This is a genomic window from Streptomyces sp. NPDC000404, from assembly GCF_040300365.1.
Classification (GTDB): Bacteria; Actinomycetota; Actinomycetes; order Streptomycetales; family Streptomycetaceae; genus Streptomyces; species Streptomyces ramulosus.
Genome location: NZ_JBEPDN010000016.1, coordinates 26469 through 41217, shown reverse-complemented (window position 1 = coordinate 41217; position 14749 = coordinate 26469). Strand labels below are relative to the sequence as shown.

The 14749-nt window shown below is 73.8% G+C and carries 16 protein-coding genes; 9 read left to right on the top strand and 7 right to left on the bottom strand.

What is annotated here, in order from left to right; genetic code table 11:
- Positions 1-51 precede the first annotated feature (51 nt).
- The gene (gene dtd / locus ABT345_RS27845) at positions 52-477 is read right to left on the bottom strand and encodes a D-aminoacyl-tRNA deacylase (RefSeq protein ID WP_345078972.1); all 426 of its coding nucleotides are present in this window, start codon (positions 475-477) and stop codon (positions 52-54) included.
- A 172-nt stretch (positions 478-649) separates the two neighbouring features.
- Here dtd and ABT345_RS27840 point away from each other — a divergent pair, with 172 nt between their 5' ends.
- The 4 genes from ABT345_RS27840 to ABT345_RS27825 all read left to right on the top strand — a co-directional run bounded on the left by ABT345_RS27840 (position 650) and on the right by ABT345_RS27825 (position 4180).
- Positions 650-1336 (top strand): RsiG family protein, encoded by a 687-nt coding sequence (locus tag ABT345_RS27840; RefSeq protein WP_386459393.1) that lies wholly within the window; start codon positions 650-652, stop codon positions 1334-1336.
- Between the two features lie 54 nt (positions 1337-1390).
- Positions 1391-2380 (top strand): asparaginase, encoded by a 990-nt coding sequence (locus tag ABT345_RS27835; protein ID WP_345078966.1) that lies wholly within the window; start codon positions 1391-1393, stop codon positions 2378-2380.
- Between the two features lie 187 nt (positions 2381-2567).
- A complete protein-coding gene (locus ABT345_RS27830; RefSeq protein ID WP_345078963.1) occupies positions 2568-2999 on the top strand; it encodes an ankyrin repeat domain-containing protein in 432 nt (143 codons plus the stop codon).
- 569 nt (positions 3000-3568) lie between these two features.
- On the top strand, positions 3569-4180 hold the full coding sequence (locus ABT345_RS27825) for an NADPH-dependent FMN reductase (RefSeq protein ID WP_345078960.1): 612 nt from the start codon (positions 3569-3571) through the stop codon (positions 4178-4180).
- Between the two features lie 38 nt (positions 4181-4218).
- Here ABT345_RS27825 and ABT345_RS27820 read toward each other — a convergent pair whose 3' ends face one another.
- Together ABT345_RS27820 and ABT345_RS27815 are read right to left on the bottom strand one after the other, a co-directional pair.
- Positions 4219-5208, bottom strand: coding sequence for a class I SAM-dependent methyltransferase (locus tag ABT345_RS27820; RefSeq protein WP_345078957.1), 990 nt, complete (start codon positions 5206-5208; stop codon positions 4219-4221).
- Positions 5205-6191 carry an aldo/keto reductase gene (locus ABT345_RS27815; protein WP_345078954.1) on the bottom strand — a complete coding sequence of 329 codons (987 nt, stop codon included), beginning with the start codon at positions 6189-6191 and terminating at the stop codon, positions 5205-5207. Before ABT345_RS27815 ends, ABT345_RS27820 begins: the two co-directional genes overlap by 4 nt.
- Before the next feature lie 198 nt (positions 6192-6389).
- On the opposite strand from ABT345_RS27815, the gene ABT345_RS27810 reads away from it, so the two are divergent.
- Positions 6390-6992, top strand: a complete 603-nt coding sequence (locus ABT345_RS27810; protein WP_345078950.1) for a dihydrofolate reductase family protein — start codon at positions 6390-6392, stop codon at positions 6990-6992.
- Between the two features lie 220 nt (positions 6993-7212).
- Here the strand turns inward: ABT345_RS27810 and ABT345_RS27805 are convergent, their stop codons facing one another.
- Both ABT345_RS27805 and ABT345_RS27800 read right to left on the bottom strand, forming a co-directional pair.
- Positions 7213-7917 (bottom strand): DUF4232 domain-containing protein, encoded by a 705-nt coding sequence (locus tag ABT345_RS27805; RefSeq protein ID WP_345078947.1) that lies wholly within the window; start codon positions 7915-7917, stop codon positions 7213-7215.
- 109 nt (positions 7918-8026) lie between these two features.
- Positions 8027-9277: an MFS transporter gene (locus ABT345_RS27800; RefSeq protein ID WP_386459386.1), complete on the bottom strand. Its 1251-nt coding sequence runs from the start codon at positions 9275-9277 to the stop codon at positions 8027-8029.
- A gap of 201 nt (positions 9278-9478) precedes the next feature.
- Between ABT345_RS27800 and ABT345_RS27795 the strand changes: the two genes are divergently transcribed.
- Together ABT345_RS27795 and ABT345_RS27790 are read left to right on the top strand one after the other, a co-directional pair.
- A complete protein-coding gene (locus ABT345_RS27795; RefSeq protein WP_345078941.1) occupies positions 9479-9931 on the top strand; it encodes a winged helix-turn-helix transcriptional regulator in 453 nt (150 codons plus the stop codon).
- Positions 9932-10238: 307 nt separating this feature from the next.
- The gene (locus ABT345_RS27790; RefSeq protein WP_345078939.1) at positions 10239-11015 is read left to right on the top strand and encodes an SDR family oxidoreductase; all 777 of its coding nucleotides are present in this window, start codon (positions 10239-10241) and stop codon (positions 11013-11015) included.
- Between the two features lie 111 nt (positions 11016-11126).
- Here ABT345_RS27790 and ABT345_RS27785 read toward each other — a convergent pair whose 3' ends face one another.
- Positions 11127-12035 carry a LysR family transcriptional regulator gene (locus ABT345_RS27785; RefSeq protein WP_345078936.1) on the bottom strand — a complete coding sequence of 303 codons (909 nt, stop codon included), beginning with the start codon at positions 12033-12035 and terminating at the stop codon, positions 11127-11129.
- A gap of 37 nt (positions 12036-12072) precedes the next feature.
- On the bottom strand, positions 12073-12810 hold the full coding sequence (locus ABT345_RS27780) for an SDR family oxidoreductase (protein ID WP_345078933.1): 738 nt from the start codon (positions 12808-12810) through the stop codon (positions 12073-12075).
- 353 nt (positions 12811-13163) lie between these two features.
- Between ABT345_RS27780 and ABT345_RS27775 the strand changes: the two genes are divergently transcribed.
- Both ABT345_RS27775 and ABT345_RS27770 read left to right on the top strand, forming a co-directional pair.
- A complete protein-coding gene (locus ABT345_RS27775) occupies positions 13164-13661 on the top strand; it encodes a hypothetical protein (RefSeq protein ID WP_345078930.1) in 498 nt (165 codons plus the stop codon).
- A gap of 660 nt (positions 13662-14321) precedes the next feature.
- Positions 14322-14723 (top strand): helix-turn-helix domain-containing protein, encoded by a 402-nt coding sequence (locus tag ABT345_RS27770; protein ID WP_345078927.1) that lies wholly within the window; start codon positions 14322-14324, stop codon positions 14721-14723.
- Positions 14724-14749 lie beyond the last annotated feature (26 nt).

Genomic DNA, 14749 nt, shown 5'->3' with positions numbered 1-14749 from the left:
CACGGCTGCGGCCGCGGTCCCTGCGGAAGGGGCCGCGGCCGCAGCCGTTTTTCAGACCTCGACCAGCACCGTGAACGGCCCGTCGTTGGTCAGCGAAACCTTCATGTCGGCGCCGAACCGGCCGGTCTCCACCTGGGCGCCGAGGGCCCGCAGCTGGCCCACCACCTCGTCGACGAGCGGTTCGGCGACCGGGCCGGGCGCGGCCGCGTTCCAGGTGGGGCGGCGGCCCTTGCGCGCGTCACCGTAGAGAGTGAACTGGCTGATGACCAGCAGCGGTGCGCCCGTGTCCGAGCAGGACTTCTCGCCCGACAGGATCCGCACCGACCACAGCTTCCGGGCGAGCTGCGCCGCCTTCTCGGCCGTGTCGTCGTGCGTGACCCCGACCAGCACGCACAGTCCCTCGCCGACGATCTCGCCGACCGTCTCGCCGTCCACGACGACGCGCGCGCCGTCCACCCTCTGCACCACTGCTCGCATACCCGCCATCATGCCGGGCGCCGGAGCCGTTCGGACAGCCGTGCCCCTCCGGGGGCCGTTCGGGTGTCATGGCCCTGCATACGGACCGCCCAGAGTGGCACGATGCGTGCACGTGGTGCGTTTCATGGACAACATGCCCTGGATGCCGCACCGGACGAGGGGACAACCACTCATGAGCACTGCCGGCGCCGGGCGGATCCCCGGTCCCGTACCACCCGCCCGTACGACTCCGGGTGCCGCTCCCACGCCGCCCGCCGCCCGTTGGACGACCATGGCGACGGCTCCCGCCGACGGCGCCCGCACCGAGGATGGCCCCATGCTCCAAGCCGGCCGGTCGCAGCACCGCCCACCGCAGCAGCGCGACCGCTTCCACCCCGTCGTCCAGCCCGATCTGACCGCTCCGGGCCTGCCCGAGCTGCGGGTGCTGCGGCGCGACGCCCAGCGCGAGGAGGCCGATCTCAGCTATCTGCGGCGGCTGCTCCAGGGCCGGATCGACATCCTGCGGGCGGAGCTGGCCCGCCGGGCGGCGCCGCTGCCGCCGCTGCTCGACCGACTCCCGGAGATCCTGGCCGACGTCCCGTCCCGCCACCGCTCGTCCGCCCGCCACGTCACGGTCGGCACCCCGCACGGCGAGGAGTACCGGCGGCTCGCCGACGACATGCTCGGCGAGGTCGAGCTGTCCGATCTGGGGGCGCGGACGGACGGCGAGCTGACGGAGGCGATGGCCCGGCTCGTCCGCTACGAGCAGCAGGTCTCCGGGCGGCGGCAGTCGCTCCAGCGGATGGCCGACGATTGCAGCACCGAAATTGCCCGCAGGTACCGTGAGGGGGAAGCACAAGTAGACGACCTGCTGTCCTGACCTGGGCCACAAGCCTTCCGGGGAGGGCCGGTCGCGTTCCCGGAAGGCCCACCGATGTCTCCGTCCCGCCCGATATCCGACCGCCCGGACTCCCCGGCCACCCCGGAATCCCCGGTCCTCGCCGAGGTCGTCCGCTCCGGTTTCGTCGAGGGGCGCCACCGCGGCTCCCTGGTGGTGCTGGCCGCCGACGGCAGCGTCGAGACCGCGCTCGGTGACGTCGACGCCCCCGTCTTCCCGCGCTCCACCAACAAGCCGATGCAGGCCGCGGCGCTGCTGCGGGCGGGCCTGGAGCTGTCCGGCGAACGGCTCGCGCTGGCGGCCGCCAGCCACTCCGGCGAATCGTTCCATCTGGAGCTGGTGCGGACGATGCTGGACGAGTTCCGGCTGGACGCGGCGCAGCTGCAGACGCCGCCGGACCTGCCGCTGGACCCGGAGGAGGCCGAGCGGTACCTGGCGTCCGGACAGGTCCGCTCGCCGCTCACGATGAACTGCTCCGGCAAGCACACCGCGATGCTCGCCGCCTGCGTCGCCAACGGCTGGCCGACGGAGAGCTACCTCGACCAGGACCACCCGCTCCAGCAGCTGGTGCTGGAGAGCGTGCGCGCGGCGAGTGGTGAGGAGGTGGCGCACATCGGCACGGACGGCTGCGGCGCGCCGCTGATGTCGCTGTCGCTGACCGGTCTGGCCCGCTCGTTCCGGACCTTCGTCCTCGCCGAGCCGGGCACGCCCGAGCGCCGGGTCGCCGACGCGATGCGCGCGCACCCCGAGTACGTCGCGGGGACCCGGCGCCCGGACACCTGGCTGATGCGGGAGCTGCCCGGCACGCTGTCGAAGATGGGCGCCGAGGCGGTCCAGGCGCTGGCGCTGCCCGACGGCCGGGCCCTGGCCTTCAAGATCGACGACGGCAACACCCGCACGCTGGGCCCGGTGCTGGCCCGCGCGCTGCGCGCGATGGGCGTCGAGGCGCCGGTCCTGGACCGCATCGCGGACGTGCCGCTGCTGGGCGGCGGCGTCCGGGTCGGCGAGGTCCGCGCGGCGTTCTGAGGTCCGCGGGAGCGGGGCGGCGGGGCCGGCGCCCCGCGGCGGCGGGGCCGGCGCTCCGCCGCCCCGCCTGTCCGCTCGCGTGGTGTTCCTCCCGTCGTACGGCGTTGGCCTGCACAAAGAGCGCGGGGCGTGCCTACAGTGGCGGCGACAGCCAGATGGGGACGATCACAGCAGGAGGCCGGCGATCATGAGCGATGCGCACACCGGGCCGCAGGGGCCCGAGGCGACCGAGCACGCCCACGACCCCGAGGTACTACAGCTCGCGGCCAAGATGTTCGACCTCGCGCGCCACGGCGACACGGACACCGTCGCCGCGTACGTGGACGCCGGGGTCCCGGCCAACCTGACCAATGACAGGGGCGATTCGCTGGTCATGCTCGCCGCGTACCACGGCCATGCGGCCACCGTGGAGGCGCTGCTCCAGCGCGGCGCCGACGCCGACCGCCCCAACGACCGCGGCCAGACGCCGCTGGCGGGCGCGGTCTTCAAGGGCGAGGACGAGGTCGTGAAGGTGCTGGTGGCCCACGGCGCGGACCCGGCGGCGGGCACGCCGTCGGCCGTCGACACGGCCCGGATGTTCCAGAAGACGGAACTGCTGAAGCTGTTCGGGGCTGCCTGAGCGGTCGGATTCTCCGGGGTGGGCCACGAACTCCCCGGGGTGGGCCCCGGGGCGGAGCGGGCATGGGCCGGAGCTGGCATGGGCCGGAGCGGGTATGGGCCGGATGCGGCGCGGGGCGGCTCCGGGCGGGGCCTTGCTGTGGGGGGCGGGGCAGGGTCGGGGTGCGCGGGGACGGCGTGTGTCACGTGGCGCGCGTGACATGGCACATGGCACGCGTCACATGGCGCGCACCACGCAGCACACGCCATGCAGCACATGGCACGCGTGACATGGCACATGGCATGCGCTACACGGCACACGGCACACACCCGAACCCACCCGGCAGTTGGCGGTCGGCGCACACCGGTCGGCGGCTGACGGCTGACGGCTGGCGGCTGGCGGCTGGCGGCTGGCGGCTGGCGGCTGGCGGCTGGCGGCTGGCGGCCAACGCCGGCAGTCACCGACTGACGGCCGGCGGCTGACGATCGGCGGCCGACGATCGCCAGTTGACCTCAACTTTACTTGAGGTTCTAGCGTCGGTCCCGACGGCGGCGCCCGCCCCGTCACCCGCGCTCTCCCCGGAGGAATCCGTGTCCGCATCCGGCACCCAGACGCCCGCAGCCGCCGCCTCGACCGGCGCCCCGGCCCGCCACACCCTCGCCGTGCTCGTCGGCTCCACCCGGGAGGGCCGGTTCGCGCCGGTCGTCGGCGGCTGGTTCGCCCGGCAGGCCGCCGCCCGCGCCCATCTCGACGTTGACGTCATCGACCTCGACACGGTCCGCCCGTACGAACTGCGGTACGGGACGCCGGAGTTCGAGGAGTTCGCCGGGCGCATCGCGGCGGCCGATGCGTTCGTGGTGGTCACCCCCGAGTACAACCACTCGTTCCCCGCGCCGCTCAAGCACGCCATCGACCTGCTGAACCCGCAGTGGCACGCCAAGCCCGTCGGCTTCGTCTCGTACGGCGGGATCTCCGGCGGGTTGCGGGCGGTCGAGCAACTGCGGCTGGTCTTCGCGGAGTTGCACGCCATGACGGTCCGCGAGACGGTCAGCTTCCCGCTGGCCTGGACGCTCTTCGACAAGAACGGCGAGCCGCACGACCCGGCGCCCGCCACCAAGGCGGCCGACACCCTGCTGGACCAGCTCACCTGGTGGGCCCTCACCCTGCGCGAGGGCCGGGCCGCACGGCCGTACGGGGCCTGACGGCCGGGCGCGCCCGCGCTCCGTGCGCGCCCCGCCGTTCAGCCCGTACGCCGGGCCACCGCCACGTACACCGTCATCGCGCACGGGATGCGGCCGTCCGGCAGCGCCGTCGGGGCGGTGGCGGCGGCGAAGCGGGTCCGCAGGTCGGCGACGGCCGCCGGGTGCAGCGGCGCCAGGTCGTAGAGGCAGCCGACCGTCCGCCACACGGTGTCCGGCGGCGCGGTCAGGTCGAGCGCCACGCGCTCCCAGGCCACCGGGGCGAATCCGACGGGCCCGAAGACCGCGTCGAACCCCTCGCGGGTGCGCAGCCGCCGGTCTCCGAGGGGCGGGATGCGGCGCCCGGGCGGCGCCGCGTCGAGCACCGGCCGAAGCAGCCGCAGGAACGTCGCGTACGCCTCGTCCTCCCCCGGCCCGCCGCCCAGCACCGCGGCCAGCGTCCCGCCGGGCGCCAGCACCCGGGCGATCTCGGCGGCGACCCGCTCGGGACGATCCATCAGCATCAGTGCCATATGTGACACGACACCGTCGAACTCGCCGGTGGAGAACGGCAGCCGGTCGGCGTTCCCGGTGTGCAGCACGGCGGCGTCCAGTCCCGGGCGGCGGCGGGCCAGGGCCAGTTCCGCCGCCGACAGGTCGATGCCCGCGACCTGCCGGCCGGGCCCGGCGGCGAGCAGCTCCAGCAGCAGCCCGTCGCCACATCCCACGTCCAACACCCGGCGCCGCCCGGCCACCGCGTCCCGCAGCAGCGCATAGCTGGACCGGCCGTCGGGCGCGCGCCCGTGCGCCATGGCCCGGGCGGTGACCGCGGGATGCGCGGCGTGGAAGCGCCGGAGGAAGGCGGGCCCGCCACCGGCCGTCGGGATCGGGCCGCCAGGGGCGGCGGCCCCGGGCTCCGGACCGTCGGTCGCCGCGCCACCCGATAGCCCGTCCTCCGCCACCGACTCACCTCTCACCGTCTCCTCCATCTCCGCCTTCTCCGCCCTCTCCTCCGTCTCCTCCGTCTCCGCCCTCTCCCGCTCCCTCGTCACCGTCCGACGAACTCCATGCTCCCCGCGTCGTAGCGGGTGCCGGCGATGCGGTCGGCGGGGGCCGCGGCGTCGATGGCGGCGAGGTCGGCGGCGGACAGTTCGATGGTCAGCGCGGCGAGGTTCTCCTCCAGGTACCGCTCCCGCCGGGTGCCGGGGATCGGCACGACGTCGTCGCCGCGGTGCTGCACCCAGGCCAGCGCGAGCTGCCCGGCGGTCACCCCGCGGTCGGCGGCCAGCTTCTCCAGCGTCCGCACGATCGCGAGGTTCTGCTCCAGGTTCCCGTCGGCGAACCGCGGCTGGGTGCGCCGCACATCGTTCGCCGCAAGGCCCTCGACGGAGGCGTAACGCCCGGTCAGGAAGCCGCGGCCGAGCGGCGAGAACGGTACGAGGCCGATGCCCAGCTCCCGGCAGAGCGGGGCGATCTCCGCCTCCAGATCGCGGGTCCACAGCGACCATTCGCTCTGCAGCGCGGCGATCGGGTGGACCGCGTGCGCCCGGCGGACGGTCTCCGCGCCGGCCTCGGACAGCCCGAGGTGGCGCACCTTGCCCGCCGCGACCAGCTCCGCCATGGCGCCGACCGTCTCCTCGATCGGCACCCGCGGGTCGACGCGGTGCTGGTAGTAGAGGTCGATGTGGTCGGTGCCCAGGCGGCGCAGCGAGGCGTCGCACGCCTGCCGGACGTAGGCGGCGTCGCCGCGGACGACGGTCGGGTCGCCGAGGCGGTTGGCGAAGCCGAACTTGGTGGCGAGCACCACCTCGTCGCGCCGCTCGGCGAGCAGCCTGCCCAGCAACTCCTCGTTGTGGCCCGCGCCGTAGTAGTCGGAGGTGTCCAGCAGCGTCACCCCGAGGTCGAGCGCCCGGTGGAGGGTGGCGAGCGACCGGTCGTCGTCCGCGTCCCCGTATCCGTGGCTCATCCCCATGCATCCGAGCCCCTGAGCCGAAACCTCCAGCGCACCGAGCTTGCGCGTGGGCATCCCCGTCATCCCTGCCACCTCCTGGCACGGCCCGCCACCGGGACTTTCCCGGGGCCGCGGCCGTCCCGGTGACGGTAGGAGGTGAAGTGCACTCGAAGGCAAAGGCTTTGGGGAGCGGGGCCTGTTTCGGTGGCGTGCGGGGCGGGTGGCCTCGTCCACGATGTACCGGTATCGGCGGTACCCGCGGACCAGTTGAGGAGACACCCCATGGGCAAGGTCACCACCGGCGCCACCACGATGTCCCTGGACGGCTATATCGCCGGACCGGACGAGAGCGGCTTCGACCTGCTGTTCCAGTGGTACGGCAACGGCGACGTCGAGGTGCCGACGGCCAGTCCGGACGTGCCGCCGTTCCGTGTCTCCGCGGCCGACGCCGCACTGCTCCAGCGGGAGTGGGGGAACGCGGGGGCGCTGGTCGTCGGCCGGTATCTCTACGACCTGACGCACGCCTGGGGCGGGCGCCATCCGATGGGCGTCACCACGGTCGTGCTCACCCACCGGCGCCCGGACGACCGTCCGGCGGACGACGAGAACTTCGTCTTCGTCACCGACGGCATCGAGGCGGCGGTGGCCAGGGCGAAGGAGCTGGCCGGGGCGGGGGATGTCGTGGTGAACGGCGGGCAGATGGCCCGTCAGTGCCTGGCGGCCGGGCTGCTCGACGAGGTCGGGATCGCGCTGGTTCCGGTCGTGCTGGGCGGCGGGAAGCGGCTCTTCGACGGACTCGGCGGCGGGCCGGTGCAGTTCGACGGCCCCGTCGCGGTGGTCGAGGGCGCCGGCGTCACCCATCTGCGCTACCGGGTGCGGAGGTGAGCCGGTGGAGCAGGTGGGACGTCCGATCTCGCCTGCTGCGGGCGGGTCCGGCCGGGGCCGGTCGTAGCCGGGTGCTCCGGGCGAGGGCGAGCGCTCCGGGCGGGTCCGACCGGGGCCGGGCGCTCCGGGCCAGGCCGGGCCCGCTCCGAGTGGGCGCCCGCGCCCGGCCCCGCTGCCGCCCCGGCCCCTGAACTGCCGCAGCGGGCCTCGGCGGGGGTCGTCAGCCGATGGGGTTGACGAAGGTGGCCGGGTGGGTGGCACCGGACTGGTCGACGAGCGGGCCCCAGGGCCAGGCGACCTCCACCGAGGTGGTCTCGTTGGGCGGGGTGATCCGCACGGAGGCGGGCTTCCAGGAACCCTCGTCGTTCTCGTGGGCCATACCGAGGCTGATCGTGAAGTCGGTGGACTCGCCGGGGGCCAGGGTGATCGAGCCGTACGTGGCGGACGAGCGGGTCAGCGACCAGGGGGTGCCGCCGTTGTCGGGCACGAGGTCCACACCGGGGAAACCGCCGATCTTGCAGGTGCGGCCGCTGGTGTTGGTCAGCAGGATGCTGGTGGTCGTCGCGCCCTGCGCGTCCGGGTCCGGCGCCGCGTCCTCACCGGTGGCGAACGACGCCTCCAGGCCGGAGGTGTGGCAGCGCTCGCCCCGGGTGGCCGAGTTCGCGCTCCCTGCGCCCCCGGGCGCCGCCTTGGCGTCGCCCTTTCCGCCGGACTCCGCCTGCTGCCCGCGGTCCGGCACCGTGGTGGAGACGCCCGCGCCGGCGTCGGCCTGCGAGGCGGCCGAGTCGGCCTGCCCCGCGGCCTTCGTCCCGCCCGCGTCCGCACCGGAGCAGGCGGTCAGGGTCAGACCGGCGGCCGCGGTGAGAGCGGCGGCGGCGACGCGCAGGGTGCGGCGGCGGGTGGTGCGGACGGCATTGGCGCGCATGGCGGGTTCCCCCTGAGGTGGTCGGTGACGTGTTCTCCCCGGTACGTCACCGACTCTGCCCGAAGCCCCTGGCGCGGGACTGCCGCCCGGCTAACACCCGGCTAACCGTTCACGGGCGCCGCCCCAAACGCACGGACCGCTCCCGCCACCACGCACCCACCCACACCGCCAGCCCCAGCCCGCTGAACCCCGCCCCCAGCACGCAGACCGCGCCCCATCCGGCCGCCGCGTAGAGGGAGGTCGCGGCGAGGGCACCGGTGGCGCTGCCGACCGAGTAGAAGACCATGTAGCCGCCGATCAGACGGCTGCCCGCGTCCGGGTGGAGGGCGTAGATCAGGGTCTGGTTGGTGACATGGACCGCCTGCACCGCGAGGTCGAGGAGGATCACCCCGGCGGCCAGCGCCCAGAGCGAGCTGCGGGTGAAGGCCAGCGGCAGCCAGGAGGCGGTGAGCAGGGCCAGGGCGATGCCGGTGGTGCGGCGGGCGAGTCCGCGGTCGTTGAGACGCCCCGCGACGGTCGCGGCCAGCGCGCCGACGACGCCGATCAGCCCGAGCGCGCCGATCGCCCGGTGCGGCAGGAAGTACGGCGCCTCGCTCAGCGGCAGCACGACGCTGCTCCACAGGGTGCTGAACGCGGCGAAGACCAGCAGGCAGTACAGCGCCCGCAGCCGCAGCAGCGGTTCGCGCGCGAAGAGGGTGAGCGTGGAGCGCAGGAGCTGTCCGTAGCGCAGGGCGGTCGGCGCGGCGGTGGGGCGGGGCAGCACCCGCAGCAGGATCAGCGCCAGCACCGCGGTGAGCGTCGCCGAGGCGAGGTAGACGGAGCGCCAGCCCGCGAGGTCGGCCAGCAGACCGGAGACGGTGCGGGCGAGCAGGATGCCGATGACCACGCCGCTGGTGACCAGCCCGACGACCCGGCCGCGTCCGGCGGGCGGCGCCAGCGACGCCGCGAAGGCCACCAGCGTCTGGGTGACGACGGCGAGCAGCCCCGTCGCCGCCATGCCCGCGAGCAGCACGGCCGCCGTACGGGCGGTGGCGACCAGCGCCAACGCCCCCACCAGCAGCGTCAACTGCACCACGACGAGCCGCCGCCGGTCGGTCACATCGCCCAGCGGGACGAGGAAGAAGAGCCCGAGGCCGTAGCCGACGTGGGTGAGCGTGACGACGCCGCCGATCAGCGCCGGGCTCATGGCGAGGTCGCGCCCGATGGTGACCAGCAGCGGCTGGGCGAAGTAGACATTGGCCACCGCGGCTCCGCAGGCGACGGCGAAGAGCGCGACCACACCGCGCGGCAGGACGTACCCGTCCGCCCTCCCCGCCTCGTCCTCGCTCCGTCGCGTCACGGCCGCACCGTTGCCGGACATCGGCATCCACTCCCCTCCGACCCGTCCGGGTCTCCCCGACCCTTCCGGAACTGGTTTCATCTTGCTACCGAAGAACGAGGGTGACGCTAACCCGCTTGGTAGCATGTTGCAACCACGAGCGGTGGCACGACGGGCCGAACCGGCGTGATGGGACGACGGACCGGACCGGCGCACCGACGGACGACGGGAACGAGGGACGCCATGGTGAGCAGGACCCGCTTCGACGACAGCGACTGCCCCGTCGCCCGGTCCGTGGACGCGATCGGCGACTGGTGGTCCCTGCTGATCGTCCGGGACGCGTTCGACGGCAGCCGCCGCTTCGGGGAGTTCCAGCGCAGCCTGGGCGTGGCGAAGAACATCCTCACCACCCGCCTGCGCGCCCTCGTCGCCGGCGGCGTCCTCGCCTCCGTCCCCGCCTCGGACGGCAGCGCCTACCGCGAGTACGTCCTGACCCCGAAGGGCGAGGCGCTCTTCCCCGTCATCGTGGCGCTGCGGCAGTGGGGCGAACAGCACTTCTTCGCCCCCGGCGAACCGCACTCCGAACTGGTCGACCGCCGCGCCGGACACCGCCTCCGGGCACTGGAGGTACGCGCCGAGGACGGACGCCGGGTGGGTCCGGACGACACCGCCGTCCACAAGGTCTCCGCGGACTGAACCGGGACCGGGCGGGACGAGCCGGGCGGGACGACCCAGGCGAGAGGCCGGGCCGCCTCCGGCAACGCCGGCCTGCTTCGACCTGCTTCGGCCTGCTTCGGCCTGTATAGGAACCCCCTATACCCCCCACCACCTTTTGGTCTTTGCCTTCCACTCTCCTCCATTCGTACGGTGAAACAGCTCGACGGGGCGCCCGAGTAAATCCCTCCGGGAATTCACACTCCGCGCCGCCACTGATCCCTTTTTCCGCCGGGCGGACGTCGCATTACGCCGCGCGGACGACGAATTGAGCGAGAGGACCATCGCCATGACCACGAACCGGAACGCACCGGAAAACCGGGAACTCGCCGGAAAGCGGGCCCTGGTCACGGGCGGCACCCGCGGCATCGGCGCCGCCGTCGTACGCCGGCTTCTGGACGCGGGCGCCGAGGTGCTGACGACGGCCAGGTCGGCGGCGGGCACGGCGCCGGACGGGGCCGTCTTCGTGCCGGCCGATGTGCGGACCCGGGCCGGTGCCCAGGCGCTCGCCGCGGCCGCGCGGGAGCGGCTCGGCGGCGTGGACATCCTGGTCCACAACGCCGGCGGGGCGCGGCCCCACAAGGACGCCGCGGCCATCCCCGACGAGGAGTGGCAGGACGCGCTGGACCTGAACTTCCTGGCGTCGGTGCGGCTGGACGCGCTGCTGGCACCGGGGATGCGGGAGCGGCGTTCGGGGGCGATCGTGCACGTCTCCTCGGCCGCGGTCGCCACGCCGGTCGGGCCGTTCCTGCACTACACGACGGCGAAGGCGGCGCTGGAGAACTACAGCCGGGGGCTGGCCGCGGAGCTGGCGCCGTCCGGCGTCCGGGTCAACACCGTCTCCCCCGGCCGGACCGCCACCCCCGGCGGCGCGGACACCCGGGGGCAGTGGGCGCGCCTGTCCGCGGCGCCGGCCGCGACCAACGCCGACGACACGGCGCCGCTGGGCCGCGAGGGCCACCCGGACGACATCGCCCATGCGGTCCTCTTCCTCGTCTCCCCGCGGGCGGACTGGCTGACCGGAAGCAAGCTCGTCGTGGACGGCGGCGAATTCCCGCGGGGCTGATGCGGGAGGAATTCCCCTCATGCCGCATCATCTGGAAATTATCCGCCGGAAATCCAGGGAGGCTTCCGCCAGGGGCGCGAGAAAGAAACGCCGGAGAAAGGAAAGCCACCGTCAGAAATCCCCCGAAGCGGAATCCGACCCGGCCCACTCCCCCGCCCATTCCTCCTTCCGCAGGAATTCCAGCAGGGCCGTCTCCGCGGGGCCCGGGGTCGATCGGACCACGGCGATGACGGGCTGGTGGACGGCCGGGTACACCGGGCGTACGAGGTGGGCGTAGACCTCGGGCACCGCGGAGGCCGGGACGAGCGTCACGCCCAGTCCGCCGGCGGCCCAGCGCACGGCCGTCGCGGTCTGGGAGACGCGGGCGGCCGTGACCGGTTCCGGGGCGTTGCCCTTCAGCACGTCCGCGAGTACGGCGTCGAGCGCGCTGTCCCGGTCGAACCGCACCCACGGCTCGTCCGCCAGCGCGCCCAACTCCACCCGGTCCGCGGCGAGCAGGCGGTGCCCCTCGCCCAGCACCACGACGAACTCCTCGGCGCCGAGGCGGTGGGCGTCGGCGGGGCTCCGCTCGCACGCCGCCATCAGGGCGAGGTCCAACGCGCCCCGGCGGCACAGCCGCTCCAGCTCCGCGGAGCCGGGCTCCTCGAAGACGGTGACCTCCAGACGCGGGAAGCGGCGGCGCAGCGCGCCCAGCGCGCCCGGGAACTGCCGGGTGCCGAAGCCCATCTGGGCCGCGACCACCACTTCCCCCACCAGCTCCCCGGCGCCGGCCCGCGCCGTCGCCCGGGCCCGCCGCGCCGCGCCCACCGCGGCCTGCGCCTCCCGCAGGAACGCCCGGCCGACGACGGTCGGCACCAGTCCGGAGGGCGTCCGTGCGAACAGCTCCACGCCCAGCTCCCGCTCCAGCCCGCGGATCTGCTGGGAGACCGACGGCTGGGCGACGCGCAGCACCTCCGCGGCGGCCGTCACCGAGCCCTCCGCGGCCACGGCCAGCGCGTACTCGAACTGCCGCAGGCTCATCGCGCCCCTCCCGCGGCGGTCGCGCGCACCACGCCGCTCACCCCTGCGCCGTCGGCCGGACGACGACCTCGCTGATGTCCACGCCCGCCGGCTGCTCGATCGCGAAGCCGATCGCGGCGGCGACTGCGGAGGGCGGCATGGCGATCTCGTCGCGCTGCCGGACCAGCGCCGCCGCCACCTCGGGGCTCGCGCTCCTGCCGACCCCTTCGGTGTGGGTGAAGCCGGGCGAGACGAGGGTGACCCGCAGATCCGGTCCGGACTCCTGCCGCAGCCCCTCGGTCAGCACCTTCACCGCCGTCTTGGTGGCCGCGTACACGCCCTGCGGCGACTTCACGACGTGCGCCGCGGTGGAGCCGACGTTGACGAAGTGGCCGGAGCCCTGCCGCCGGAAGACGGGCAGCGCCGCGCCGATCCCGTTGAGCAGACCGGTGATGTGCGTGGCGACCATCGCGTCCCAGTCGTCCTGGCGCAGCTCGTCGAAGGGCGACACCGCCATCGTCCCGGCGTTGGAGACCAGGACGTCGAGCCGCCCGAACCGGTCGAGCGCCGTGTCCGTGAGGCGCTTGAGGTCCTCCCGGCGCGTCACATCGGTGATCACGCCGACGGCTTCGCCACCTCGCGCGGCGATGCCGTCCACCACCGCGGCCAGCCGCTCCTCCCGCCGCGCCCCCAGGACCAGCCGGGCGCCCTTCTCCGCGAGATACGTCGCCGTCGCGGCCCCAATGCCGCTGCTGGCGCCCGTGATCGCCACTGCCTTGCCTGCAATTCCCGACATGGTCATGAGTCCTTGAAGGAGAGAAACCCGCAGGTGGGCTGCTGAACGGCCGTGGTCTGCGGCGGAATTGGGGAGGTCCCCGAACGATCGAGACTAAGCGGGCGCCACACTGTCCGGCAACGACGGCCTCCGCGCCCTCGGGATTCCGCCCCGGAATCCCAACCAGCCGCTCCCGCACACCTGTTAAGTTCATGCCGCCATGAATGGGGGCGCGGTGGCGCGCCACGGCGTTGGGGGCAACGATGCGTCGCAGTGGGTGGGCCGGAGCCGGGACGGTCGTGGGGCTGCTGCTCGTGTCGGGCTGCGGAGGCGGAGGCGGCGGGGACGAGTCCGGCCCCGCGGTGGACCCCGCCATGGCCAAGGCCGTGAACAAGAACTGCGGCCACTTCCTGAAGCCGGAGTCGGTCGCCGCGGCGCTCGGCGACAACGCCTTCGACGGCACCCTCGGGCGGCTCCAGGGCGACAAGGGCTCGTGCTCGATCACCATCTCGGTCCGGGAAGCCGGCCACGGCACGAGCGGGCCGCTGCACAGCAACGTGAAGCTCTCGCTGGAGATCCTCAGCTGGAAGGATCCCGCCCTGGTGGCCGAGTCCGTCGACGAGACCTGCCACAACACCTCGGCCGTCGCGGTCACCGAGATCTTCCAGGGCCCCAAGGGGGCGTGCAGCGTCTGGCGGGCCGAGCCCACCGAGGAGTTCCTGGTCGGCGGCAAGCTGGACGTCCACGCGGGCGACGGCACGAAGCGGATCACGATCACCGTCCACGGCGTGGACGGCACCCTGAAACAGGACCGCGAGCACGCCCTCCAGCTGCTCGCCGACGTCCGCGCGGAGATCTCCCGCAGGACGTGAGGCCCGGCCGACGCCGGACGGGGACTCCCCGCCCGCCGCGGGAGAAGGCCGGAGGGGAGCAGGCGGCGCCCCATACCCGTCACCGCCCGCTCCCCTGCCACGACTGCCGCTCACGCCCAGTGGCGCGGGCTCACCGGGCCAACGACCGCTCCACTACAGGGATTCCCGCAGCCGTATCACGCAGTGACCGTGCCGTTTGCCGCCCCGGGGGACCAGCCAAAAGGCATCACTGCCCTCACGACAGACAAACGGGGGTTTCTCCCACCCTGCGGGCCGATACTTCTTCGCCTCTTCCAGCAGCCGCTTCCGCGCTTCCCCCGGGTCCCGATTTCCCAGCTCCCGCAGGAGCGTCACCTGGGTCCCTGCAGCCCCGATCGTCTCCTCCACCACGACCAGGTAATTCGCCATGACCACCCTCACTCTCCGCTTCCCTCCGCCCCGGCAACGTCCCGCAGGGGCCTGACGTCCCAATAACTCGTGCCCTGCGAGGCCGCGTTGACGACGGACCGGGCGGGGCGGAATCAGCACATCCCGGCGCACACGAACCGGCCGCGTGCGCCCTCATGCCCCAACGCCGCCCCGCCCCGCACCCCGCACCCCCGTAACACTCCCGCAAGCACCCTGCTTGCAATAGTTAGCACTGGCGGGCACGATGGGGCCATGGCATCGCTCAACGTCGGCAATCTCGGTGCGTTCCTGCGCGAGCAGCGGCGTACGGCGCAGCTGAGTCTGCGGCAGCTCGCGGAGGCCGCGGGGGTGTCGAACCCGTACCTCAGCCAGATCGAGCGCGGGCTGCGCAAGCCGAGCGCGGAGATCCTGCAGCAGCTGGCCAAGGCGCTGCGGATCTCCGCCGAGACGCTGTACGTCCAGGCCGGGATCCTCGACGAGCGGCAGGCGGCGAGCGGTGTCGAGGTGCAGACCGCGATACGCACCGACCCCTCGCTCAACGAGAAGCAGAAGCAGGTTCTGCTGCAGATCTACGACTCCTTCCGCAAGGAGAACGGATACGGCAGCACCGACCCGGGAGCCGCCCCGGCCGGGGACGTCCCCGGCCACGGCTGAGCGCACGACATCCGCATCAGGACACC

Coding starts and splice junctions, on each gene's coding strand:
- ABT345_RS27775 (WP_345078930.1), top strand. CDS start 13,164: ATGGCCAAGGCCGTGAACAAGAACTGCGGCCACTTCCTGAAGCCGGAG.
- ABT345_RS27835 (WP_345078966.1), top strand. CDS start 1,391: ATGTCTCCGTCCCGCCCGATATCCGACCGCCCGGACTCCCCGGCCACC.
- ABT345_RS27795 (WP_345078941.1), top strand. CDS start 9,479: ATGGTGAGCAGGACCCGCTTCGACGACAGCGACTGCCCCGTCGCCCGG.
- dtd (WP_345078972.1), bottom strand. CDS start 477: ATGCGAGCAGTGGTGCAGAGGGTGGACGGCGCGCGCGTCGTCGTGGAC.
- ABT345_RS27830 (WP_345078963.1), top strand. CDS start 2,568: ATGAGCGATGCGCACACCGGGCCGCAGGGGCCCGAGGCGACCGAGCAC.
- ABT345_RS27840 (WP_386459393.1), top strand. CDS start 650: ATGAGCACTGCCGGCGCCGGGCGGATCCCCGGTCCCGTACCACCCGCC.
- ABT345_RS27770 (WP_345078927.1), top strand. CDS start 14,322: ATGGCATCGCTCAACGTCGGCAATCTCGGTGCGTTCCTGCGCGAGCAG.
- ABT345_RS27790 (WP_345078939.1), top strand. CDS start 10,239: ATGACCACGAACCGGAACGCACCGGAAAACCGGGAACTCGCCGGAAAG.
- ABT345_RS27810 (WP_345078950.1), top strand. CDS start 6,390: ATGGGCAAGGTCACCACCGGCGCCACCACGATGTCCCTGGACGGCTAT.
- ABT345_RS27815 (WP_345078954.1), bottom strand. CDS start 6,191: ATGACGGGGATGCCCACGCGCAAGCTCGGTGCGCTGGAGGTTTCGGCT.
- ABT345_RS27800 (WP_386459386.1), bottom strand. CDS start 9,277: ATGTCCGGCAACGGTGCGGCCGTGACGCGACGGAGCGAGGACGAGGCG.
- ABT345_RS27785 (WP_345078936.1), bottom strand. CDS start 12,035: ATGAGCCTGCGGCAGTTCGAGTACGCGCTGGCCGTGGCCGCGGAGGGC.
- ABT345_RS27805 (WP_345078947.1), bottom strand. CDS start 7,917: ATGCGCGCCAATGCCGTCCGCACCACCCGCCGCCGCACCCTGCGCGTC.
- ABT345_RS27780 (WP_345078933.1), bottom strand. CDS start 12,810: ATGTCGGGAATTGCAGGCAAGGCAGTGGCGATCACGGGCGCCAGCAGC.